Raw genomic sequence first — 21,526 nt, 5'->3', positions numbered from 1 at the left:
ATGGGAACCGCGCCGGACGCATATGCCGGTTGTTAGAGCAGACCAGGTTCGGGCTGGGCCTGCGGCGCGCCAGGATTGAACGTGCGGGCCAGGCGCTCGAAGCGCCAGCGCACCGAGGGCGTCTCGCTCGGGCGAAAGGCCAGCACGATCTGCTCGGTGCGGCGCATGCCGTCCGAGGAGGCGAGGAAAATGCTGTCCTCGACGAAAGCCTCGGCGGGCGCGGCCGAGAACTGCCAGGCCTCGCGATTGGGCAGGATCAGCATGACGACGCGCCCGCCCTGTGCGCGGCTCGCCCGGACGCCGGGAGCGAGATGGAAACGGATGATGGCCTCGCGGGTCTTGCCGGCGCCTTCGCCCCAGAACACGTCCTCGCCCTCGAGCCTGGCACCATCTTGGGCGAGCTGCCAGCGCCGCTCATGGGTGAGGCCGAGGCTGGCCTTGTATCCGTCATGGCTCGCCGTGAGCGATTGCACGTGCTCGCGTTCGCCGCGCTCCACCGTCACCCGCTCGGGCCCGCTGATCACCACCGGCCCGACCCGCCGCAGGACATGGCGCGCCATGAGGCGGTCGAGCCAGTTGCCCTTGATGGCGACGATCTGACAGGAGGAGACGTCGTCGATGGATGCGGTGGAATGCGCCACCGTGGAGCGCGAGGCCTGGAGCACCGCATCGGCGGTGATGTGCGGCGTTCCGCAATTGACCACGATGCGTTGCGTGCCGCTCGAAAACTCGAAGGACAGGCAGCTGGCGGTCGCCTCCGACGAGAGAGGCGCCGGCGGGCTGGCGCCCACATCGGCCACCAGGAGCGACCGGCCGGCTTCCACGCGCTCGTATCCGGAATGCGGCGCATGGTGGATCGGCTGGCTGCGCATGTCGTCATAGGTCAAAAGGGTCGCCAGGTGATCGGCCGCCGTCACGCCCATGCCGTTGAAATGGGACAGGGTGCCGTCCCCGTGGCGAAAGAGGCGCACCATCGGCAGCATACGGTCGATGGCGTGAAGCAGGGCTTGGGGCGTATCGACTTCGCGGCTGGCGAACATCTGGCGCAGGGGCAGGAGCTCGAACAGAAGGTCCACGAGAACGCGGGGATTGCGGCTCGCGTGACCGCCGTCGGCGAGGATCTGGCTTTCCAGCTCACGGTCGAGAAGGCGCGTTGCGCGTCGAAGGGTCCGGTCCAGGCCCTCGCAGCACAGCCCCGCATAGCACAGCGCAATGGCGGCGACGAGCCGGTCATAGGGAAGGGCGCCGGCGCGGACGCGCCGTTCCAGGTCGCGCACGCCCTGGCCGAGAATTCGTAGGAAACGCTGGTAGAAGGCGTGGTCCGCTCCTTCCAGGATCAGCGGCGACTGGCTGATGAAGGAGATGAGGCGACGGGCCATGACGGGCGTGCTGCAGGCCAGCCGCCGGTCGCCGAGCTTCGACGTGACGAACTCGTCTACCAGGGAGCGGGCGTTGGCTTGGGCCAGCGCGGTGCCGGCAGCCCGCAGGTGCCGCAGCCAGCCGAACCCGTAGAGCGCCTCGCCCCAGGCGCGGCTCGGCGGCGTGAAGCTGAAGGGTGAGCGGCCGCTCGTCGTGATGGCGCGGCCCGCAAAGGAGAAGAAGCCGGAATAGATGTCGGTCGCAATCGTCGGATCGGCGGTGCGTAGGTCCTGCGGCGCGAAGATCAGCCGCGCCGGAACGGGCGCGCCGAACAGCATCCTGGACGCGCTCCAGACCATGGTCTCGCGCATGGCCCGGCCCGACTCGCGCAACGCGAGGCCATATAGCCGCCAGCGGTCCGGCCCATAATCCACGCGTGGCGCTCCTCTCCTGATGCTGACCTCGACCGCAGCTTAAGTAGGAGTTCTCGTTTTTAGGTTAACATCCGGTAAGCGGCGGGCTGTTTCTTTAAGATTCGCCTCTCACGAACCGCGCCATGAAGAACCCGTCGAGGCCGCTGCGGTCGTGATCGGTCAGGGAGAGGTGGCAGGGCAGGGTCCTCACGTCGCCGTCCGGCGTCAGGCACTCAGTCAGTCCGCCGATCTCGGACGCCGTGATCGGCTGGCGCTTGAAATCCGGATGGCGGGCCAGAAACCCCTCCGCCTGCCGCTCGCCCTCGTCCTGTTCGAGGGAACAGGTGCAGTAGACCAGACGGCCGCCGGGTTTCAGCAGGGCCGCGGCCTTGTCGAGAAGACGCGCCTGAAGGCCCGTGAGCTTCCGCACGTCCTCGCCGCTCTTGGTCCAGACCACGTCGGGATGCCGGCGGATCGTGCCCGTGGCCGAGCACGGCGCATCGAGCAGGATGGCGTCGAAGGGCGGCTCGTCGAGTTTTTCCGCGTCGATGGCGCGGGTCGTGGCCGACAGGTCGAGGCGCGCGAGGTTTTCCTTCAGACGCTTCAGACGTTTCGCCGAACGGTCCACCGCCAGCACATCGGCGCCGGCCGCCGCCAGCTGGGCGGTCTTGCCGCCGGGCGCGGCGCACAGATCCGCGATCCGCTCGCCGGGCTTCGCATGGAGCAGGCGCGCCGGCAGGGACGCGGCCGCGTCCTGCACCCACCAGGCTCCTTCGTCGTAGCCCGGCAGATCCCGGATCGACGTGCGCTCCGTGAGGCGCACGCTGCCTGTCGGCAGGAGAACGCCGCCCAGACGCTCCGCCCAGGCACCCGGGTCTTCCTTCACGGTCAGGTCGACGGACGCCATGGACCGGTGCGCCTTCACGATTTCGGTGGCAATCCCCTCACCATACTGGGCGATCCAGCGCTCCTCGAGCCAATCGGGGGTGTCGAGCCAGGGCTCGGCGCCGTTAAGAATCGCGTTGCGCTCGCGCGCCACACGCCGCAAAACCGCGTTGATGAGGCCGCCTGCGTGCTTGATCCTATGTTCCTGCTGGGCCAGCTGCACGGCGGTGTCGACCGCCGCGTGGTCCGGAATGTCGAGAAACAGGATCTGCGCCGCCCCGATGGCCAGGAGATTCAGCAGGCGATCGTCGCGCAGGCCCTTATCCAAGCGCTCGCGCAGGGCCCAGCCGATGGTGCCGAGACGGCGCATGGTCACGATGGCGATGGCCCGGGCAAGGGCCTCGTCGCGCCCGGACAGCTGCTCCGCCGGCGCGTATTCGTCCAGCATGTCGTCCAGGGGGACGCGCCGCTTGAGGGTCTCGGTGACGGCATTCCAGGCGAGTCGGCGGGGCCCGAGGCCCGCATTTGAGTCTGTCTGATTCACATTTAACCCCAAGGCCCCCGGCGGGGAGCAGTTCCCCACGGGCTACCCGATGCCGGCCGCGAAGCAAAGCCGCTTCTCGCAGGCGCGCCCATCTGCTGCGCCAGCGACTGCAGGGCCGCGATGCGGTTTTCCGTCGCCGGATGGGTCGAGAACAGGTTGTCCATGCCATGGCCCGACAGGGGATTGATGATGAACAGCGACGCGGTGGCGGGGTGGCGCTCCGCATCCCCGTTGGGAATGTGCGCGACGCCGCCCGCGATCTTGGCCAGCGCGGAGGCCAGGGCCATGGGTTGGCCGCAGATTTCCGCGCCCATCCGGTCGGCGTCGTATTCCCGCGAGCGGCTGATCGCCATCTGGATGATCATGGCCGCCAGCGGAGCCACGATGGCCGTGAGCAGCATCGCGACCGGGCTCGGCCTGTCGTCGCCCCGGCCCCCGAACAGGAAGCCGAACTGAGCCAGCGTCGTGATTGCGCCAGCGATGGTGGCGCTCACGGTCATGATCAGGGTGTCGCGGTTCTTGATGTGCGCCAGTTCGTGCGCCATCACGCCCGCAAGCTCGTCGTAGGTGAGCATGTGAAGAATGCCCGTTGTCGCCGCGACGGCGGCGTTCTCCGGGTTGCGGCCGGTCGCAAAGGCGTTCGGCTGCGGATTGTTGATGAGATACACCCGAGGCATCGGAAGGCCGGCCCGGTGGGACAAGTCCCGCACCATGCCGACTAGTTCGGGAGCCGTTCGCTCGTCCACCTCGACGGCGTGGTGCGCGGCCAGGGCGAGCCGGTCAGAATTCCAATACGCGAAAAGGTTCGTGACCACGCCCAGCCCAAGGGCGATCATCATGCCGGTCGCGCCGCCGAGCATGTAGCCGACGACGCCGAAGAGCGCAGTCAGGGCCGCCAGCAGCATTGCGGTCTTGACGGTGTTCATCAGGGTCTCCACCTCGTAAGCATTCGCGGATGAAACCATCCGCCGCGGATGCATCTATCCGCCAACCTTCTATGTGGGAATGGTTCAGGTTTTGCCCAAGGTCTCGAACGAAGCCCTGGGAACTGGCATAAGGCGCCTCATGAGCACGAACGACACACCCGACACGAGCCTGCCCGACGGAACCGAGGGCGCGGCCCCCGGCAAAACCCTTTCCCCAGCCGCCCAGCGCGCCCTCGAGGAGGCGGCTCAGCGCCGCCGAGAGATCGACGCCCGCGCCGCCGAACTCGCCAAGCAGAAGGAGCACCGGGGCCGGGGCGGCCTGGAACCGGTCCGATACGAGGACTGGGAGGTGAAGGGCCTCGCGAGCGACTTCTAGCCTGTTCCAACTTCCGCCATTAACGGTTGTGTCCCTGTCCGGCCCCGCTTAGTCTCGCGCAAAACGGGAGGGCCGGTTGAGCGGGGCTGTACGTCTGGAGATGTTTCGGGATCTGTTGACCGAGGCGCACAAGGCGCTCGATCTCCAATTCGGATTCGAGCTGTGGGACGGCTCGACGATTCCAAAGGATCTTCCGTCCTATGAAATGCGGCTCGCCATCCGCCGCGAGAGCGTAATCGCACGACTGATCCGGCGTCCGACCCTCGACACGGTCCTCAACGCCTATGTGGCGGGGCTGATCGATCTCAAGAACGGCACCATCTTCGACCTCGCGGCGCAGCGCCCCCAGGGCAAGATAGGCCGGCGCCTTAAGGGTGTGAGCAAATTCAAGGCGCTGAAAACCGCCTTCCAGTTCTTCCGGGCCCCGGCCGACATGCCGCGCCCGCTCGATCCCGTGAAGGACAAGCCCAATGCCCGCGACGGGAATCCCAACACCAACAAGCAGAACGTCGCTTATCATTACGACGTGTCGAACGACTTCTACCGGCTCTTCCTCGACCCGGAGATGGTCTATACCTGCGCCTACTTCACCGAATGGCACGACGACCTTGCCCGCGCGCAGACCGACAAGCTCGACATGATCTGCCGCAAGCTGCGGCTCAAACCCAATGAGCGCCTTCTCGACATCGGCTGCGGCTGGGGGGCTCTCATCTGCCACGCGGCGCAGCATTACGGCGTGAAGGCCACCGGCGTCACGCTCGCCGAGGAGCAGGCGGCCCTGGCGCGGCAGAAAATCGCGCGCTTAGGCTTGCAGGACCGCGTCGAGGTGGTGGTGAAGGATTTCACCCAGATGGAGGGCGAGTTCGACAAGATTTCATCCATCGGCATGTTCGAGCATGTGGGCATCGCCAACCACCCAACATACTTCCGCGCCGTGCACCGCCTCCTGCGGCCGCGCGGCCTCTATCTCCATCACACCATCGCCCGACGCGCCAAGCGGTCGGACCGGGCGTTCCGCAAGCGCAAGGCCGAGTACAAGGCGCTCACCCGCTACATCTTCCCTGGCGGTGAACTCGATCATCTGGGCATGTCGGTTGCAAATCTCGAACGCTTCGGGTTCGAGGTGCACGACGTGGAAGCGTGGCGCGAGCATTACCAGCGCACCACGCGCTTGTGGTGGGAGAACCTCAACGCTCGCCAGAAGGAGGCTGAGGCCCTGGTGGGGCCGGAAAAGACCCGCATGTGGCTTCTCTACCTCGCCGGCTGCTCGCTCGCCTTCGAGCGCGCGGCCGTGGGCGTCAACCAGACGCTGGTGTCGAAGCGCAACCGCGGCCCATCGGGCCTGCCGCCATCCAGGGCCGACCTGTATCGAGAAGGCTGACGCGGCCGGCTCTCCACTCCCGCCTCAGGGCCGCGCCTCCAGCACCATGTTGAAGGGCGTCGCGGTCGCCTTGCGGAACTTCGAAAAGCCGCCCTGGAGCATGACGTCCCGCAGGCGCGCTTCGCCGGCCTGCGCCCCCAAGGCCGCGCCCACCTCCTGACCCAGGGAGGCCGGAACGCAGATGCTCGTGGAAAACGCGTAGTAGATCCGCCCCACCGGATGAAGGTTCTCGGCCAGGCTGTCGCCCGCCATGGGCTCCACCACCATCAAGGTGCCGTCGTCCGAGAGGGCGCTGCGGATGTGGGAAGCGGCCCAACCGGATCGCCCATGTCGTGAAGGGCATCGAAGATGGTCACGAGACCGAAATCGTCTCCTGCGAAGTCCTGCGCCCGCGCCACCTCGAACCGGACGTTCGAAATTCCGCGCGTTTTCGTCCGGGCGGCCTCGATGGACGCGTCGTGGAAGTCGAAGCCGATGAATTCGGAATTCGGGAAGGCCTCCGCCATGATGGCCGTCGAAGCGCCGTGGCCGCAGCCCACGTCGGCCACGCGAATTCCGCGCTCAAGACGCTCCACCACGCCGTCGAGGGCGGGCAGCCACTCGGGCACCAGATGCGCCTTGTAGCCCGGCCGGAAGAAGCGCTCCGTGCCGCAGAACAGGCAGTTGCAGTGCTCGCCCCAACCGATGCCGCGGCCCGACCGGAAGGCGTCCGTGTGACGCGGCTCGTCGGCGAAGATGGCCGAGATGGATTGGAAGCCGCCCGCCATGAAGACCGGACTTTCCTCGTCGGCGAAAACGGCAGCCTGCTCCGGCGTCAGGGAAAAGCGCTGGGTGTCCTTCTCATAGGTCACGTAGCCCGAGGCGGCCTGGGCCGAAAGCCATTCCCGGATATAACGCTCGTGGGTGCCCGTCTTCGCGGCGAGTTCGGCCGCGCTCATGCCGTCGGGAGCCTGCGCAAGAGCCCGGTAGAGGTTGAGCTTGTCGCCGATCAGAACCAGCGCCGAGGTCGCCGCCGCCCCGAGCTCGGTCACTACGGTGCCCAGAAGAGCATTCAGCCTGTCCTCGTTGATGTTCATTGCATCCTCCCGCATGACCTCCGGCCGGGAGCCCACGCTCCACCGGCTTGACCCGAAGGCACTGATGCCTCGATATCTACAGGCGACTCTCCCCTGCCGTTGAGGGCTGGAACGGCCAAGGAGCAGGCGATTCTGCCAACGGGGTTCTGGTCATGCGGAACGAGCCCATTCGCGTCAGCCTGACGGTGTTTCCGGAATCGGATCCGTCGATCTTCTACGGCATCTTCGACACGCTCTGGGCGGCCGGTCGGGTGTGGAACGCCATGACCGGAGAGCCGCCGCCCAACGCGCCCCTGTTCCTGCCGCGCCTCGTGGCCGCCAAGGCGGGCCCAATCGAACTCGTGACAGGGGTCACCATCCTGGCGCAGGACGCCGCCGAGGACGTGACGGCGACGGATCTCGTCTTCGTGCCCAACGTGATGGTCGATTCACCGGCGGCCCTGAGGCGTCTCGACCGCGGGCTGATCGAGTGGTTGTGCCGCATGTACGACAGCGGAGCCCACGTCTATGCGGCGTGCGGCGGCTCCCTGGTGCTGGCAGAGGCCGGGTTGCTCGACGGGCGCGAGGCCACGACCCATTGGGGCTACGCGGATCTCTTCAGAAAGGCTTTTCCGGAGGTGCGCCTATGCGCGGACCGCATCCTGGTGCAGGCCGGCCCCGGTCACCGGATCGTTTCGTCCGGAGGGGCATCCTCCTGGCAGGATCTCGTGCTCTACCTCGTGGCGAAGCACGTGGGCACGCAGGAGGCGATCCGCCTCTCCCGGATTTTCCTCTATCAGTGGCACAGGGATGGACAGCTTCCCTACGCGTCCATGATCCAGAACGTGACGCACAACGACGCCGTCATCCGCAACCAGCAGGCATGGGTCGCAAGTCATTACGAGCGTCCGCACATCGTGGCGGAAATCACCCGTCGCTCCGGCCTGCCGTGCCGCAGCTTCGCCCGTCGTTTCAAGGCGGCGACCGGTTACACGTCCATTGCCTACGTGCAGGCCCTGCGCATCGAGGAGGCCAAGCAGATGCTCGAGACCACGGAGATGGCCGTGGACGCCATCGGGGCCGAGATCGGCTACAGCGATCCGACCTCGTTCCACCGTCTCTTCAAGCGGCTCACCGCCATGACGCCGGCCGAATACCGTCGCAAGTTCCACCTGCCTGCGTTCCTGTAAGCCTTTCAGTCCTAGGCAGCCCTGACGCTGTCGAGGAATCGGCCGATTTCAGCCCCCAGACGCTCCGCCTGCCGGTCGAGCGCGACCGAGAGATCGGCCACGACCTGGGCGGTCTCGAGGGAACGGGTGGCGACCGTTCCCGTGGTCTGGATGGCCGATGCGCCTGCCTGAGCCTCGTCCGACACCTGGGCGATGCTGCGGGCAATGTCCGATACGGCGGCGGTCTGCTGTTCAACGGCGGCCGCCACGGTGGAGACTGCCCCTGCCAGATGCTCGACGGTCCCCTGTACGGAGCGCAGGGCTCCCAGGGTGTCGCGGGAGGCTGCCTGCACGGCCTCGATCTGCCGGGCGATGTCTTCCGTTGCCCGGGTGGTCTGGTTCGCCAGCGCCTTGACCTCGGTCGCCACGACCGCAAAGCCCTTGCCGGCTTCGCCGGCGCGGGCGGCCTCGATGGTGGCGTTGAGCGCCAGCAGGTTGGTCTGCTCGGCGATGGAGCGGATCAGGCCCGCCACCTCGCCGATCTGGGCCGTCGCGGCCGACAGGCTCGACATGCTGCTCGAGGCCCCCCTGGCCTCCGCCACTGCACGCTCGGAAGCCTTGGCCGAGGCGCTCGTCTGCGCGGCCACCGCCGCGATCGAGGCATCGAGTTCCTCGGCGGCGCTTGCCACCGTCGAGACGTTCAGGGACGCCCGGCTCGAAGCGTCGCCCGCGGCCTGCGCCTGCTGCGTCACGTGATGGGCCGAGCCCTCGAGCTGGCCTGACGCCGCCGCGAGGTCGCCCGAGGCCTGCCGGACCTCGGACAGAATCTGGTCGACGGTCGCTCCGAAGGCGCTGATGGCGCGGCCGATCGTGCCGGCGCGCTCCGTCTCCAGGGCGGCCATTCCCTCCCGCTCCCGGTGAGCCGTTCCCGTTCGCGGGCATTGTCGCGGAACACCAGCACCGTGCGGGCCATGGCGCCGATCTCGTCGGACTCTTTGGTGGATGGGATTTCCGTGGATGCGTCCCCGTCGGCGAGGCGCTGCATGGCCCGTTGGAGCCGGGTGAGCGGCAGCGCGATGGAGCGCCCGACCAGCAGGGTCAGGGCGAGGCCGAGCGCGAGGGCGCCGCCCATCGCCCACAGGATGAGCGTGAAGGTATGCTGCTGCGACGCGATCAGATGCGTGTTGGTGGCCTGCGCCTCCGCCCGGACCTTGGCGAGGAGCTGTTCCAGGGCCGGCACGAGAAGATCGAACTGGCCCGTCAAGCGCTCACCCTCGCCGGAGACCTTCTTTTCCACCTCCGCCCAGGTGTTGAACGCTGCCTGATAGGCTTCGCCGGCGGCCAGGATGGCGGGCTTCGCTTCGGCGGTGTCGCCGCCAAGGCGGCCCACGGCGCGCGTGAAGCGGCCCTGCTCGACCTCGAAGGCGCCCAGGATGGTGTCTTCGATCAGGATGCGCGCGCGGGCCTCCTGGTTGAACATGCCCAGCGTCGCGGCCCAGAGGCGCAGCGGATCCGGCTCGCCGCCACTGGCAAGGGGTCTGACGAGCTTCTCAAGGGAAGCGGCGGTCGACAGCAGGGCTCCGCGCGCGCCGTCCTCGGCCTGATAGCCAACCTGCTTATAGAGCTTGTCGAGAGCCGCCGCCTGCTCGCTGAGGGCCGTTGACCGCAGGCCGAGTGCCTTGATGTCCGCAGCGATCAGGTCGGCGCCCGGCGCGGCGTTCATCTGGTCAAGTTGGGCCGCGAGGGCACGGTGCTGGTCCATGAAGGCCTGGCCGTGATGGGCCAGGCGGCTGGCGGTCCATTCGCGGGCGGTGACCTTCAGGGCATCGGCTTGAACCCGGAACTGATAGGCCTTCTCGGCCAATGCGTTGTAAATCTGCTGGGTGTCCAGGGCGCGTTCCACGTCGCCTCGGCCCGCGTGGAAGACTCCACCGATGACCGCGAAGCCAAGCACCATCACGCCGCTCAGCGCGGCAACGCGAACCCGAACGGACGGCCATCGCAACCGAGCAAAAAACGACATCGTGCCGAATCCCTTCCTTTACGACAGGCGGGCACAATGTCGCCAAACCTGTTAACGATGACTTAGCGTCAACAGGGATTCATTCCTTTGTCAGGGCGTCACCACCACGCGGGTTCCCACGCTGACCTGATCGTAAAGATCCACGATGTCCTCGTTCAGCATGCGGATGCAGCCGTAGGACGCGTAAGTGCCTATGGAGCCTGGGCGGTTGGTGCCGTGGATGGCGTATTCGTCGAGGTCGAGGGTCAGGGCCCGCGCGCCCATCGGGTTGTTGGGCGCGCCGCCGGGAATGACGTTGGGCAGCTGCGGGTTGTCTCGTTTCACCTCCGCGGGTGGCGACCAAGCGGGCCTCACGTACTTGCCGTCGATACGCGCCTCGCCGAACCACTGCTTGCCGGGCTTTCCGACGGCGACCCGGTAGCTCAGCGCGGTTCCGTCGCCGCGCACGTAATAGAGCCGCCGCTCCGCCGTCCGGATGACGATGGTCCCGGGCGTGACGCCCGCCTGAAAAGGCACAATCTCACGGGCGGACGCGCCTGTGGCCCACGCCGCGATGACGTTCATTGCGATCGCTAAGAGTACCCGCCGGCCCATGTGTCGTCTCTCCTGACCCAAGCTGCGCAGGAGTGAGACGCGAAAGGAAACGCTAAGGTTCCGGCGGGAGGCCTCAGATCACCGGATCCCAGGACGGCATGCCATCCAGGACTGCGGACTGCGGCGCGGAACGGGGCACGCGGTTCACCATGCGGGCGTAGAGCTGTTTCACGGTGCTGCTCGCGGTGCTCGTGCACAGGAACGGCAGGAACGCGTGAACGAGGGCCGCAAGTCCTGCCTTGATGAGAGGACCAGCGAAACTCAGGGCCACGCCCATATGCTCGAAATAGGATTCGCCAACCGACTCGGGATGCTCGGTGAACAGCCGCTTCAACGACATGGAACCCTCCATCTGAGGGCCCGCATGTTAGGCGTGAAGCCCAGGTGGCTCAAGTGCGCCGCGGCACCACCTGAGGAGGCCGGGCAAACTTCGTCAGCGCCTTATCTCGAAATCGTCCACCGTCATGCCCGGCCTAGTGCCGGGCATCCACGCCTTTTTTGCGCTCGGCTCAAAGACGTGGATGGCCGCAACAAGTGCGGCCATGACGCGAAGCGGATGAGGCCAACGTCCTCAGGCGGCCTGAACGCGCTTGTTCTGGCGGTTGGTGACGAGGTCGTCGACGACGGTTGGATCGGCGAGGGTCGAGGTGTCGCCGAGATTGCCAGCTTCGTCTTCGGCGATCTTGCGCAGGATGCGGCGCATGATTTTCCCCGAGCGGGTCTTGGGCAGGCCCGGCGCGAACTGGATCAGGTCCGGCGAGGCGATCGGGCCGATCTCGCGGCGCACCCAGGCGACCAGTTCCTTGCGCAACTCCTCCGAGGGCTCCTCGCCCGCCATCAGGGTGACATAGGCGTAGATGCCCTGGCCCTTGATGTCGTGCGGGTAGCCGACCACGGCGGCTTCCGACACCTTCGGGTGCGCCACCAGGGCCGATTCCACCTCCGCCGTGCCCATGCGGTGGCCAGACACGTTGAGCACGTCGTCGACGCGGCCGGTGATCCAGTAATAGCCGTCCTCGTCCCGGCGGCAGCCGTCGCCCGTGAAGTACTTGCCCGGATAGGTCGAGAAGTAGGTCTGCACGAAGCGCTCATGGTCGCCGTAGACCGTGCGCATCTGCCCGGGCCAGGAATCGGCGATCACCAGGTTGCCCTCGGCCTTGCCCTCCAGCACCTTGCCGTCCGCATCCACCACCTGCGGCTTGACGCCGAAGAACGGCCGCGTGGCGGAGCCGGGCTTGAGCTTGGTCGCGCCGGGAAGCGGCGTGATCAGGATGCCGCCGGTCTCGGTCTGCCACCAGGTGTCAACGATGGGGCAGCGGCCGTCGCCCACCACCCGGTAGTACCATTCCCAGGCTTCCGGGTTGATGGGCTCGCCCACCGAACCCAGGATGCGCAAGGATCGGCGCGAGGTCTTCTTCACCGGGTCCTCGCCCGCCTGCATCAGGGAGCGGATCGCCGTGGGGGCCGTGTAGAAGATGCTCACATTGTGCTTGTCGATCACCTCCCAGAAGCGGGAGATCGACGGATAGGTGGGCACGCCCTCGAACATGAGGGTGGTCGCGCCGTTCGCCAGCGGCCCGTAGAGCAGGTAGGAATGGCCCGTCACCCAGCCCACGTCGGCGGTGCACCAGTAGACGTCGCCGTCATGGTAGTCGAACACGTATTGATGCGTGAGCGACGTATAGACCAGATAGCCGCCCGTGGTGTGCATCACGCCTTTGGGCTTTCCGGTGGAGCCGGAGGTGTAGAGGATGAAGAGCGGATCCTCCGCATTCATCTCCTCGACCGGGCAGTCGCCCGACACCATGGCGGCCGCCTCGTCGTAATAGACGTCCCGGCCGGGCTCCATGTTGACGGCCGCTCCGGTGCGGCGCACCACGAGCACGTGATCCACCAGCTTGGAGCCGATGCGATCGAGGGCCGCGTCCACGTTCACCTTCAGGGGAACCTTGCGGCCGCCGCGCAGGCCTTCGTCCGCCGTGATGACGAATTTGGATTGCGCGTCCTCAATGCGGCCGGCGAGCGAATCCGGCGAGAAGCCCCCGAACACCACCGAGTGGACCGCGCCGAGCCGGGCGCAGGCCAGCATGGCATAGGCGGCTTCCGGAATCATCGGCATGTAGATGGTGACCCGGTCGCCCCTCTCGACGCCGCGGTTGCGCATGACGTTGGCCATGCGGCACACTTCGTCGTGCAACTCGCGGTAGGTGATGCTCTTCGACTCCGACGGATCGTCGCCTTCCCAGATGATGGCGACCTGATCGCCCCGGGTGTCGAGGTGCCGGTCGACGCAGTTATAGGCCACGTTCGTGGTGCCGTCCTCGAACCACCGGATGGCGACGGTGCCCGGGCCGAAATTGGTGTTCTTGATCCGGGTGGGCTGCTTGAACCAGTGAATGCGCTTGGCTTCCTCGGCCCAAAAGGCGTCCGGATCCTTCACCGAGGCTTCGTACTTGGCCCGGTAGCCCGCATCGTCCAGAAGCGCGCGGCGGCTCCATTCCGGTGACACGTCGTAGATCTTGTCTTGCATGGCGCTTCTCCCAGAGCTTTGTAACTAGTTGTCTCTAGATTTACGGAAAGACGGCGGCGGCGGGAAGCGGTTCGGGCTCGCACTTTGGTCGTTGATGCTTTCGGAGGAGTTCGCGGAACCGTGATCCCGGATCCAAAGGCGATTGGTATGGAGGATGGCGCTCTTCCGTTCCCCTCACGTCACATCAAAGCCCGCCCATGCGGCAGACGATGGCCCATTCCTCCTCGGTGACTGGCTGCACCGACAGCCGGGAGTTGTTGACGAGGATCATGTCCTTGAGCCCGGGCTCGCCCTTGATGGCATCGAGCGTCACCGGGTTCGGCAAGGCCTTCACGGCCTTGATGTCCACCATGCCGAACTTGCCCGTCTCGTCCGTGTGGTCCGGATAGTATTCCCGGATCACCTCCACGATGCCGACCACCGCCTTGCCCTCGTTGGAATGATAGAAGAAGCCCTGCTCGCCGATTTTCATCGCCATCAGGTTCTGCTTGGCCACGTGGTTGCGCACGCCGTTCCAGAAAGTGCCCTGGGCGCCTTGTGCGACCTGGTTGTCCCAGGACCAGACGGAAGGTTCGGACTTGTAGAGCCAATGGGCCATCGGTGGTTGCTCAGTGTTCTGACTTGATGGGACGGTTCATGAGGGCATCGACCGCCTGGTCGATGGAAAAAGCGCCGCTGAGGACCTGCTCGACGGCTTGCGCGATCGGCATGTCGACGTGCTCGGCGCGGGCGAGCGCCACGAGGGCGCTGGCGGTGGTTGCGCCCTCCACGAGCTTGCCGCCGGCGGCTTCTTCGGGAGAAAGACCTTGGCCAAGCCTCAACCCGAAGGCGAAGTTGCGCGATTGCGCCGACGAGCATGTCAGAACGAGATCGCCGAGGCCTGAGAGCCCCATCAGGGTTTCGGCCTCGCCCCCGTAGGCGCGGGCAAACCGCAGCAGTTCCGCGAAGCCGCGCGCGATCAGGGCCGCCTTAGCGCTCTCTCCGAGGCCGCGGCCCACGACGGCCCCGCACGCGATGGCGAGCACGTTCTTGGCCGCGCCGCCGATCTCCACGCCGCGCACGTCGGTGCGGTGATAAACCCGCAAAGTCGGTCCAGAAAGCGCCGTGGCGATGTCTTCCGCGAGCGCCGGATCCCCGCAGGCCAGCGTCACGGCGGTGGGCAGGCCCCGGGCCACGTCATGGGCGAAGCTCGGGCCGGACAGAATGGCGGCCGGGGAGGCCGGACGAACGGTCTCCACCACATCGCACAGGAAGGAGCCGGTCTGGCGCTCAATGCCCTTGGCGCACAAGACGAGTGGGGTTTTCGGCGGCAGCACCGCCGCAAGCGCCGCGGCCATGTCCCGGGTCGTCTGGGCCGGCGTGACGAGAAGCACGAAATCGGCTTTCGCCAGATCGGACAGATCGATCGTCGGCTCGATGTGGTCATGGAGCCGAATTCCGGGCAGGAAACGCTCGTTCTCGCGGGTGGCCGCAAGACGTTCGGCCTGTTCGGAGCTGCGCATCCACAGGACCACGTCGTTGCCGGCGAGGGCGGCCGCGTTGGCAAGCGCGGTTCCCCACGCGCCGGCGCCGACGACGCCGATCAAACCGGCTCGTGCTGGCATCAGGCCTTGGCTCCGGCCTCGTCGCGGCTCGTATCGAGGGGCCAGCGGGCGCGGGCAGGGGCCGAAATGTCGTCGATGAGGCCGAGTCGCATCCGCTCCAGACCCGCCCAGGCGATCATCGCGCCGTTGTCGCCGCAGAGAGCCAGGGGTGGCGCCACGAGGCGCAGGCCCGTCTCGACCGCAAGCCGCTGAAGGGCCTGGCGCATGGCCTGGTTGGCCGCCACGCCTCCGGCCACCACGAGGGCGGTGGGATGACCGGCGGTTTCGCGGAAGGCTCGCAGGGCCACGCGGGTGCGGTCCACCACCACGTCGACCACGGCGGCCTGGAAGCTGGCGCAGAGATCCGACACGTCGCTCTGGGTCAGGGGCGCGATCCGCTCCGCCTCCAGGCGAACGGCGGTTTTCAGGCCTGACAGGGAGAAGTTCGGCTCAGGTCTTCCCTGCATGGGCCGGGGCAGGTTGAAACGCTCCGGATTGCCCTTTTGAGCTTCCTGCTCCACATGCGGCCCGCCTGGATAAGAAAGCCCGAGAAGCTTCGCGACCTTGTCGAAGGCCTCGCCGATGGCGTCGTCGATGGTGGTGCCGAGGCGCACGTAGTCGCCGACGCCGCGCACGGCGACGAGCTGGGTGTGGCCGCCGGATGCGAGCAGCAGGAGGTACGGGAAACCGATCCCGTCCGTGAGGCGCGCGGTGAGCGCATGGGCCTCCAGGTGGTTCACCGCCATGAGGGGCTTGCGGGTCACCAGCGACAGGGATTTGGCGGTCGTCAGGCCGATCAGCACGCCGCCGATGAGGCCGGGACCCGCGGCGGCCGCGATGCCGTCGATGTCCCGGATGCTGCAGCCGGCGTTCTTCAGGGCCCGCGCCACGAGCCGGTCGATCACCTCCACATGGGCGCGGGCGGCGATTTCCGGCACCACGCCGCCGTAGCGGGCGTGTTCGGCGATCTGGCTCAGCACCTCGTTGGACAGGATTTCGCCCTTGCCGTCGAACCCAACGCCCACCACGGCGGCGGCGGTTTCGTCACAGGTCGTCTCAATGCCGAGAATGCGCATGATCGTGGCGGCGTCCTTAAGGCTGATCTTTCGGGCTTCACGGCCCGCATGTCCTCCCCCTATAGTCCGCCCCGCCGCACAAGATCAAACACCGTTCTGTCGTTTTGAAAGGAAACCCAGCCCGAATGGCCGACACATCCACCCTGGTCATCGGCACGCGGGGCAGCCCCTTGGCGCTGGCCCAGGCCCACGAGACGCAGGAGCGTTTCGCCAAGTCTCACGGGTGGACGCCCGACCAACTGCCGCTCGCCGTGATCAAGACGACCGGCGACGCCATTCAGGACCGCCCCCTCTCGGAGGCCGGCGGCAAGGGCTTGTTCACCAAGGAGCTCGACATCGCGCTTCTCGAAGGTGCGATCGATCTCGCGGTGCACTCGGCCAAGGACCTGCCGACCACCCTGCCCGAGGGCATCATGATCGCCGGTTACCTGCCGCGCGAGGATGTGCGCGACGCCTTCATCAGCCGCCGCTTCAAGGGCCTGCACGATCTGCCGAGCGGCGCGGTGGTCGGCTCCGCGTCGCTCCGGCGCCAGGCGGAGCTGCGGCGCCTGCGGCCCGACCTCAACGTGACGCTCTTGCGCGGCAACGTGCAGACGCGGCTCGCCAAGCTCGAGCGCGGAGAGGTGGACGCGACGCTGCTCGCCATGGCGGGCCTGCGGCGGCTGGGGCTGACCGAGCACGTGACCGCCGTTCTCGAGACGGAGGATTTTCTCCCGGCCGTGGGGCAGGGCGCGATCGCCATTACGGTCCGGGCCGACGACGAGCGGGTGATGCGGGCGGTGGAGCCGATTCTCGACGCGCCCACCGGTCATGCACTCGCGGCCGAGAGGGCCTTCCTGACGATCCTCGACGGTTCGTGCCGCACGCCCATTGCAGGCCACGCCCACCTTGTCGGTGACGAGTTGGTGTTTCGCGGTCTCGTGTTGCGTCCCGACGGCTCTGAGCGGTTGGAGGTCTCCCGACGCGGGGCCGTGTCGGAGGCCGTGTCCCTCGGGCGCGAGGCCGGAACGGAACTGCGCACCCGCATGCCGCCTGGATTTCTAGACGCCTGATGCGGGTTCTCGTCACACGCTCACAGGACGATTCGGAGCGCACGGCCAAGCGTCTCGCACAACGAGGCCACGAGGCGCTCGTCGCGCCTACCACCCGTATCGTTCCGACAGGCGAGCCACAGCCGGCCGGACCCTTCGATGCCTTAATCGTGACCAGCGCTCATGCGGCCGAGGCTTTGACCGCGATGGCACATAAGCACTGGCCCGTTTTCGTCGTTGGACCCCATACGGCCTTGGCGGCGCAGCGGGCTGGGTTCCGCACCGTCGCGGCAGCCGACGGGGATGCAAGATCCCTGTCCGGCCTGATTCGAGGCCTGCCCGGCATCGGCCGAAGGATTCTTCACGTGACGGGCCGGCATCACAAGGCCGAGCCTGCGGAGTCTTTGCGCAATGCCGGCTTCCATGTCGTCTCATGGGAAGCCTATGAGGCCAAAGGGCTGGATTGCCTCGTTCCTGAGGCCATTGAGGCGATCCGGACTGGCCAAATCGGCGCCGCGCTCCATTATTCCCGCCGGAGCGCAGATATCTTTCTTCAGCTGGCAGGGGAGGCCGGATTGACATCGTCCGTCGGAAATTTTCCGCATCTGTGCCTGTCGGCCGATGTCGCGGCAGCCTTCGCGGGCCTTGGCGTGACGACCGTGCCGTCCCGCAGGCCGGACGAGGAGGCGTTGCTCGACCTGCTTGACGGTCTCCCGTGACGCTTGGGTTCGCATCGGCTACGATCCCTGCCCGAAGATGATTTTGCTGATCCGGGCTTTGAGTCGAGCAGCCGGCTTTTAGGGACCAGCCTGACCGAGGGAACGAAACGCCGCGCCCAAGCTTGCCTCATTTGCATTCCATGTGACCTTCCAAGGTGACCTTCCCCAGAACGATCCGCCAAGAGTGACCCGTGACGAATCCATCCGATCCCAAAGCTCCGAAGTCCTCCCGCAAGAAATCCGCACGTGAGCCGGCGACGATCGACCTGAAGGCGACGGTGGTCGATGCCGGAGCCAAGCCGGACGTCCCGGCCTCTGAGGATCCGCCAGTCGCCGGAGCCGAGCGGGCCGCCGAGGCGGGCGCGGCGGAGCCGGCTGTTTCTGTCGATTCGGGGCTGGGCACGGATTCGATTGCGGCCGGCACCCTCCCGGAAGATGGTTCGCCGCAGAGCCCCCCGCCGCTAGATACCCCGTTCCGAGATACCCTTTCGACGGACGACAATCTCCCGAAGGACGACACCCTTGCGCAGGACGCCCCGCCGCAGGACATTCCTGCGCCGGGCATCTCCATGAGCGACGCCACGTCCCACGACGCTCCGCCCCAGGAGCCGCCGCCTCCCGAGGAGGCGTTCCGCCATGACGCCGCGCAAAATCCCGTCCCGCCTCCCGCGCAGCCGGCCCGCCGCAGCAGCGTCGGGGCGATGATCGGCTCCGGACTTCTCGGGGGGCTGGTCGGGGCTGGGCTGATGTATGGGTTGCAGCAGGCGCGGCCAGCGTCTCGAACGCAGGACGATTCACGCCTTGCGCAGCTGGAGCAGCGCGTCGCGGCCGTGAGCCAGCAGGGCGGCGGCCAGGGCAGCGTCAATATCCAGCCTCTCGACCAGCGGATCAGGACGCTCGAGACCGCGCAGGCTTCCGTCGACCAGCGCGTTCAGGCGGCGCAAGCAGCAGCCGAGCAGGCCACCGCCCGAGCCGAGGAGGCGCTGAACCGGCCGGCCCCGGCAGCCGGGCCGCAGACCGATCCGGCCGTGGGCCAGCTCACGGAGCGCGTCACCGGCTTGGACAATCAGGTTCAGGCGAGCCTTCAGCAGGTCCAGCAACTCCAGACAGGACTTCAGCAGGTGCAGCAGCTTCAGGCCGACCTGCAGCAGATCCGGTCCGACATTCAGGCCGCCGCCGGAGCCCGGCAGGCGTCCGAGGGTCGGGTGGCGGAACTCGACCGTCGTCTTGCGGATCAGGACCGCCGCGCCTCCGAGCAGGAGAAGCGCCTTGAGGACCTGTCCCGGCAGGCTGCGGAGCGTGCAGAAGCGGGCCGTCCCACCGTGCGGGTCGTTCTGGCCGAGCGGCTCGGCGACGCCCTGCGCGACGGCGAGCCTTACCCGGAGGTTCTGGCGGCTCTGCGAGGTGCGCAGGCTGATCCTGGGCGGGTCACGGCCATCGAGCCGTTCGCGCAGCAAGGCGCGCCCACCGCGGCGGAGCTTGCGCAAAGCTTCGAGCCCTTGAGCGCCGCCATGTTGCGGGACGAGCGCACCGCCTCCGGCGACTGGACGGACCGGCTGCTGCGCATGGCCGACAAGGTGGTGACGATCCGGCCCGTGAACGCGCCGGATTCCACCAGCGCCTCAGGTCTCGTGGCGCGCATCGAGCAGGCGCTGGCGCGGGGCGACGTGGGCGACGCGGCCAAGGCCTGGGAGGCCCTACCGGAACCGGCGCGGCGCATGTCCGAGGACTGGGGCCGCCAGGCCAAGGCCCGGGCAGACGCCGATGCGGCCGCGCAGGCCATCGCGGCCGATGCCCTGTCCGCTCTCAACCGTACGACGCAGTAAGTAAGGATCAGGCCAGGATGTGGCGCGCTCTCGTCTTTATCGGTCTTCTGTGCGTAGCAGCTTTCGGCGCAGTCTGGCTGGCCGACCAGCCCGGCACCGTGCTGGTGACCTTCGGCGGCTATGAACTGCGGACCTCGGTGGCCGTGGCGGCCGTCGCCCTCGTGGGCATCGCCCTGGCGCTGGCCATGATGTGGGCGGCGGTGACCGGCATCATGGGCCTCCCGTCGCGGCTGACCTTCGCGAATCGCGCGCGCCGCCGCTCCCGCGGCTATCAGGCGGTATCGCGTGGCATGATCGCGGTCGGCGCGGGCGATCCCATCGCGGCGCGCCGCTATGCCAACGAGGCCGAGCGCCTGCTGGGCCACGAGCCGCTGACGCTTCTTCTCAAGGCTCAGGCCGCCCAAGTCTCAGGCAATCGCGCCGCGGCGGAAGCCGCCTTCTCCCAGATGATGGACGAAAACGAGACCCGGGTGCTCGGGCTTCGCGGCCTGTTCGTCGAGGCGCGCCGGCGCGGCGACGCGACGGCGGCGCGGGAATATGCCTCGGAGGCCGTCCGGATCGCCCCGGCGGCCGCCTGGGCCAGCGATGCCGTTCTCGAGGCGCGTTGCGCCGAGCGGGATTGGCGCGGCGCGCTCGAATCCATCGACCGCCGAGCGTCCCTCGGGCTGCTCGACAAGGCCACGGCCAAGCGCCACCGGGCGGTGCTCCTCACCGCCGATGCCCTCGACCGGGCCGAGCGCGATCCGGACGGTGCTCTCAGAAGCGGTCAGGATGCGGTCAGGTACGCGCCCGATCTCGTTCCGGCCGCGGCCCTCGTCGGACGCTACCTGTCCCATCGGGGCGACCTGCGCCGGGCCGCCAAGGTGGTCGAGGCCGCGTGGCGCAGCCAGCCGCATCCGGATCTAGCCGACGTTTATCTCAATCTGCGACCGGGCGATTCGGGCCTCGACCGGCTCAAGCGCGCCGAAACGCTCATGCGGCTTTCAAACGGCGCGCCCGAGGGGCGGCTCGCGGTGGCGAGAGCCGCCCTCGAAGCGCGTGAGTTCGACCGCGCCCGCGACGCCCTCGAGCCGCTGCTGGCGGATCGCCCGACCATGCGGGTCTGTCTGCTCATGTCCGACCTCGAACAGGCGGAGCATGGCTCGACCGGGCGCGGACGCGAATGGCTCGCCCGTGCGACCCGCGCCCCGCGTGACCCCGCCTGGATTGCCGATGGGGTGGTGTCCGACAAATGGGCTCCTGTGTCGCCCGTCACGGGCCGTCTCGACGCCTTCGTCTGGCAGGCCCCGCCGGACGTGCTCGTGGCCCCGGAACTCGCCATGAGCGATGATGTCACAGGGGACGTCGACGACGATCAGAAGATTTTGCCGGTGACGTTGCCCCCCGGAATCGAACCGGCCGCAACCGTCGCGCCGCCTCCCGACGAGCCGGAGGTCCTGGCGGAGCCCGAGCCCCAGAAGGAGGCCTTGACCGAGGCCATGGCGAGCGGGATGCCGCCCGAGGCTGCGAATGAAGCCGTCAAGGACAGCCAGGGCGCGAGGGAGACGACGGATGCGACAGGCGCGCCGCGGCGCGGCGCCGTCGTCTTTCCGGCCACGCCGCCCGACGTCCCCAAGCTCGAGGAAGCGACCCCGGTCCGGCGCGGACTTTTTCGATGAGCCCGGCGAGTCTTCTGCCTGGCATCCCTTGCAATGCGCCGGGCTTGGGGTTATGAGGTCGCCCTCTTCGATCGCATGATCGCAATGCCGCAATAGCTCAGCTGGTAGAGCACCTCATTCGTAATGAGGGGGTCGGGGGTTCGAATCCCTCTTGCGGCACCACTCACTTTCCTTGCAAAACAAGGATTTGAGCGTCGATCAGACAAGTCCCTTAGGCTTGCCAAGTCTTCCGGTGACCACCAGGTGACCACGACGAAGAGAAACAGGTTCGACTCAGATTTGAGTCGGCTCTGTCCAGGTTGGGGCCATAGCTCAGTTGGGAGAGCGCTTGAATGGCATTCAAGAGGTCGGCGGTTCGATTCCGCCTGGCTCCACCAA

The 21,526-nt window shown here is 67.4% G+C and carries 18 protein-coding genes, 2 tRNA genes and 1 pseudogene; 9 read left to right on the top strand and 12 right to left on the bottom strand.

Features of this window, described 5'->3' with window-relative positions; translation table 11 throughout:
- Nucleotides 1-32: 32 nt before the first annotated feature.
- From DRB19_RS10665 to htpX, 3 genes are all read right to left on the bottom strand, one after another.
- Nucleotides 33-1,793 (bottom strand): heparinase II/III family protein, encoded by a 1,761-nt coding sequence (locus DRB19_RS10665; protein ID WP_114186025.1) that lies wholly within the window; start codon nucleotides 1,791-1,793, stop codon nucleotides 33-35.
- A 94-nt stretch (nucleotides 1,794-1,887) separates the two neighbouring features.
- Nucleotides 1,888-3,201, bottom strand: coding sequence for an RsmB/NOP family class I SAM-dependent RNA methyltransferase (locus DRB19_RS10660; RefSeq protein ID WP_245439394.1), 1,314 nt, complete (start codon nucleotides 3,199-3,201; stop codon nucleotides 1,888-1,890).
- A 2-nt stretch (nucleotides 3,202-3,203) separates the two neighbouring features.
- The gene (gene htpX / locus DRB19_RS10655; RefSeq protein WP_114186111.1) at nucleotides 3,204-4,127 is read right to left on the bottom strand and encodes a zinc metalloprotease HtpX; all 924 of its coding nucleotides are present in this window, start codon (nucleotides 4,125-4,127) and stop codon (nucleotides 3,204-3,206) included.
- 139 nt (nucleotides 4,128-4,266) lie between these two features.
- Between htpX and DRB19_RS10650 the strand changes: the two genes are divergently transcribed.
- Both DRB19_RS10650 and DRB19_RS10645 read left to right on the top strand, forming a co-directional pair.
- Complete coding sequence (locus DRB19_RS10650; RefSeq protein ID WP_114186110.1) at nucleotides 4,267-4,503, top strand: DUF1674 domain-containing protein; 237 nt, start codon at nucleotides 4,267-4,269, stop codon at nucleotides 4,501-4,503.
- A gap of 100 nt (nucleotides 4,504-4,603) precedes the next feature.
- Nucleotides 4,604-5,884: a class I SAM-dependent methyltransferase gene (locus tag DRB19_RS10645; RefSeq protein ID WP_114186024.1), complete on the top strand. Its 1,281-nt coding sequence runs from the start codon at nucleotides 4,604-4,606 to the stop codon at nucleotides 5,882-5,884.
- Between the two features lie 24 nt (nucleotides 5,885-5,908).
- On the opposite strand, the pseudogene DRB19_RS10640 reads toward DRB19_RS10645, so the two are convergent.
- Nucleotides 5,909-6,960: pseudogene (locus DRB19_RS10640) on the bottom strand (class I SAM-dependent methyltransferase).
- A 152-nt stretch (nucleotides 6,961-7,112) separates the two neighbouring features.
- Between DRB19_RS10640 and DRB19_RS10635 the strand changes: the two are divergent.
- The gene (locus DRB19_RS10635; protein WP_114186023.1) at nucleotides 7,113-8,129 is read left to right on the top strand and encodes a GlxA family transcriptional regulator; all 1,017 of its coding nucleotides are present in this window, start codon (nucleotides 7,113-7,115) and stop codon (nucleotides 8,127-8,129) included.
- 11 nt (nucleotides 8,130-8,140) lie between these two features.
- On the opposite strand, the gene DRB19_RS31080 is transcribed toward DRB19_RS10635, so the two are convergent.
- From DRB19_RS31080 to tsaD, 8 genes are all read right to left on the bottom strand, one after another.
- Nucleotides 8,141-8,710, bottom strand: a complete 570-nt coding sequence (locus DRB19_RS31080; protein WP_245439410.1) for a methyl-accepting chemotaxis protein — start codon at nucleotides 8,708-8,710, stop codon at nucleotides 8,141-8,143.
- 146 nt (nucleotides 8,711-8,856) lie between these two features.
- A complete protein-coding gene (locus DRB19_RS10625) occupies nucleotides 8,857-10,131 on the bottom strand; it encodes a HAMP domain-containing protein (RefSeq protein ID WP_114186021.1) in 1,275 nt (424 codons plus the stop codon).
- Nucleotides 10,132-10,221: 90 nt separating this feature from the next.
- Nucleotides 10,222-10,725: a L,D-transpeptidase gene (locus DRB19_RS10620; RefSeq protein WP_114186020.1), complete on the bottom strand. Its 504-nt coding sequence runs from the start codon at nucleotides 10,723-10,725 to the stop codon at nucleotides 10,222-10,224.
- A gap of 73 nt (nucleotides 10,726-10,798) precedes the next feature.
- Nucleotides 10,799-11,065 (bottom strand): DUF6356 family protein, encoded by a 267-nt coding sequence (locus tag DRB19_RS10615; RefSeq protein WP_114186019.1) that lies wholly within the window; start codon nucleotides 11,063-11,065, stop codon nucleotides 10,799-10,801.
- A 231-nt stretch (nucleotides 11,066-11,296) separates the two neighbouring features.
- Nucleotides 11,297-13,255 carry an acetate--CoA ligase gene (gene acs / locus DRB19_RS10610; RefSeq protein WP_114186018.1) on the bottom strand — a complete coding sequence of 653 codons (1,959 nt, stop codon included), beginning with the start codon at nucleotides 13,253-13,255 and terminating at the stop codon, nucleotides 11,297-11,299.
- Between the two features lie 184 nt (nucleotides 13,256-13,439).
- Nucleotides 13,440-13,853: an EVE domain-containing protein gene (locus tag DRB19_RS10605; RefSeq protein ID WP_114186017.1), complete on the bottom strand. Its 414-nt coding sequence runs from the start codon at nucleotides 13,851-13,853 to the stop codon at nucleotides 13,440-13,442.
- Nucleotides 13,854-13,863: 10 nt separating this feature from the next.
- On the bottom strand, nucleotides 13,864-14,859 hold the full coding sequence (locus DRB19_RS10600; protein WP_114186016.1) for an NAD(P)H-dependent glycerol-3-phosphate dehydrogenase: 996 nt from the start codon (nucleotides 14,857-14,859) through the stop codon (nucleotides 13,864-13,866).
- Nucleotides 14,859-15,914, bottom strand: coding sequence for a tRNA (adenosine(37)-N6)-threonylcarbamoyltransferase complex transferase subunit TsaD (gene tsaD / locus DRB19_RS10595; protein ID WP_114186015.1), 1,056 nt, complete (start codon nucleotides 15,912-15,914; stop codon nucleotides 14,859-14,861). Before tsaD ends, DRB19_RS10600 begins: the two co-directional genes overlap by 1 nt.
- 125 nt (nucleotides 15,915-16,039) lie before the next feature.
- On the opposite strand from tsaD, the gene hemC reads away from it, so the two are divergent.
- From hemC to DRB19_RS10565, 6 genes are all read left to right on the top strand, one after another.
- Complete coding sequence (hemC, locus tag DRB19_RS10590; protein ID WP_114186014.1) at nucleotides 16,040-16,966, top strand: hydroxymethylbilane synthase; 927 nt, start codon at nucleotides 16,040-16,042, stop codon at nucleotides 16,964-16,966.
- Entirely contained in the window at nucleotides 16,966-17,664 is a 699-nt protein-coding gene (locus DRB19_RS10585; RefSeq protein ID WP_114186013.1) for a uroporphyrinogen-III synthase, read from the top strand. Before hemC ends, DRB19_RS10585 begins: the two co-directional genes overlap by 1 nt.
- 191 nt (nucleotides 17,665-17,855) lie before the next feature.
- Nucleotides 17,856-19,490: a COG4223 family protein gene (locus DRB19_RS10580; protein WP_114186012.1), complete on the top strand. Its 1,635-nt coding sequence runs from the start codon at nucleotides 17,856-17,858 to the stop codon at nucleotides 19,488-19,490.
- 17 nt (nucleotides 19,491-19,507) lie between these two features.
- On the top strand, nucleotides 19,508-21,148 hold the full coding sequence (locus DRB19_RS10575) for a heme biosynthesis protein HemY (protein ID WP_114186011.1): 1,641 nt from the start codon (nucleotides 19,508-19,510) through the stop codon (nucleotides 21,146-21,148).
- An 86-nt stretch (nucleotides 21,149-21,234) separates the two neighbouring features.
- Nucleotides 21,235-21,310, top strand: a tRNA-Thr gene (locus tag DRB19_RS10570).
- Nucleotides 21,311-21,449: 139 nt separating this feature from the next.
- A tRNA-Ala gene (locus DRB19_RS10565) sits at nucleotides 21,450-21,525 on the top strand.
- Nucleotide 21,526: the final 1 nt, after the last annotated feature.

This window comes from Microvirga aerophila (assembly GCF_003332305.1).
In the GTDB taxonomy this organism is placed as follows: domain Bacteria; phylum Pseudomonadota; class Alphaproteobacteria; order Rhizobiales; family Beijerinckiaceae; genus Microvirga; species Microvirga aerophila.
The sequence above is the reverse complement of the archived record's forward strand: the minus strand, read 5'-3'. Positions and strand labels throughout refer to the sequence as shown.

Bases quoted from the DNA above. Each gene is read 5' to 3' on its own strand.
- htpX (WP_114186111.1), bottom strand. From the start codon at position 4,127: ATGAACACCGTCAAGACCGCAATGCTGCTGGCGGCCCTGACTGCGCTC.
- DRB19_RS10650 (WP_114186110.1), top strand. From the start codon at position 4,267: ATGAGCACGAACGACACACCCGACACGAGCCTGCCCGACGGAACCGAG.
- DRB19_RS10645 (WP_114186024.1), top strand. From the start codon at position 4,604: ATGTTTCGGGATCTGTTGACCGAGGCGCACAAGGCGCTCGATCTCCAA.
- DRB19_RS10635 (WP_114186023.1), top strand. From the start codon at position 7,113: ATGCGGAACGAGCCCATTCGCGTCAGCCTGACGGTGTTTCCGGAATCG.
- DRB19_RS10625 (WP_114186021.1), bottom strand. From the start codon at position 10,131: ATGTCGTTTTTTGCTCGGTTGCGATGGCCGTCCGTTCGGGTTCGCGTT.
- DRB19_RS10620 (WP_114186020.1), bottom strand. From the start codon at position 10,725: ATGGGCCGGCGGGTACTCTTAGCGATCGCAATGAACGTCATCGCGGCG.
- DRB19_RS10615 (WP_114186019.1), bottom strand. From the start codon at position 11,065: ATGTCGTTGAAGCGGCTGTTCACCGAGCATCCCGAGTCGGTTGGCGAA.
- acs (WP_114186018.1), bottom strand. From the start codon at position 13,255: ATGCAAGACAAGATCTACGACGTGTCACCGGAATGGAGCCGCCGCGCG.
- DRB19_RS10605 (WP_114186017.1), bottom strand. From the start codon at position 13,853: ATGGCCCATTGGCTCTACAAGTCCGAACCTTCCGTCTGGTCCTGGGAC.
- DRB19_RS10600 (WP_114186016.1), bottom strand. From the start codon at position 14,859: ATGCCAGCACGAGCCGGTTTGATCGGCGTCGTCGGCGCCGGCGCGTGG.
- tsaD (WP_114186015.1), bottom strand. From the start codon at position 15,914: ATGCGCATTCTCGGCATTGAGACGACCTGTGACGAAACCGCCGCCGCC.
- hemC (WP_114186014.1), top strand. From the start codon at position 16,040: ATGGCCGACACATCCACCCTGGTCATCGGCACGCGGGGCAGCCCCTTG.
- DRB19_RS10585 (WP_114186013.1), top strand. From the start codon at position 16,966: ATGCGGGTTCTCGTCACACGCTCACAGGACGATTCGGAGCGCACGGCC.
- DRB19_RS10575 (WP_114186011.1), top strand. From the start codon at position 19,508: ATGTGGCGCGCTCTCGTCTTTATCGGTCTTCTGTGCGTAGCAGCTTTC.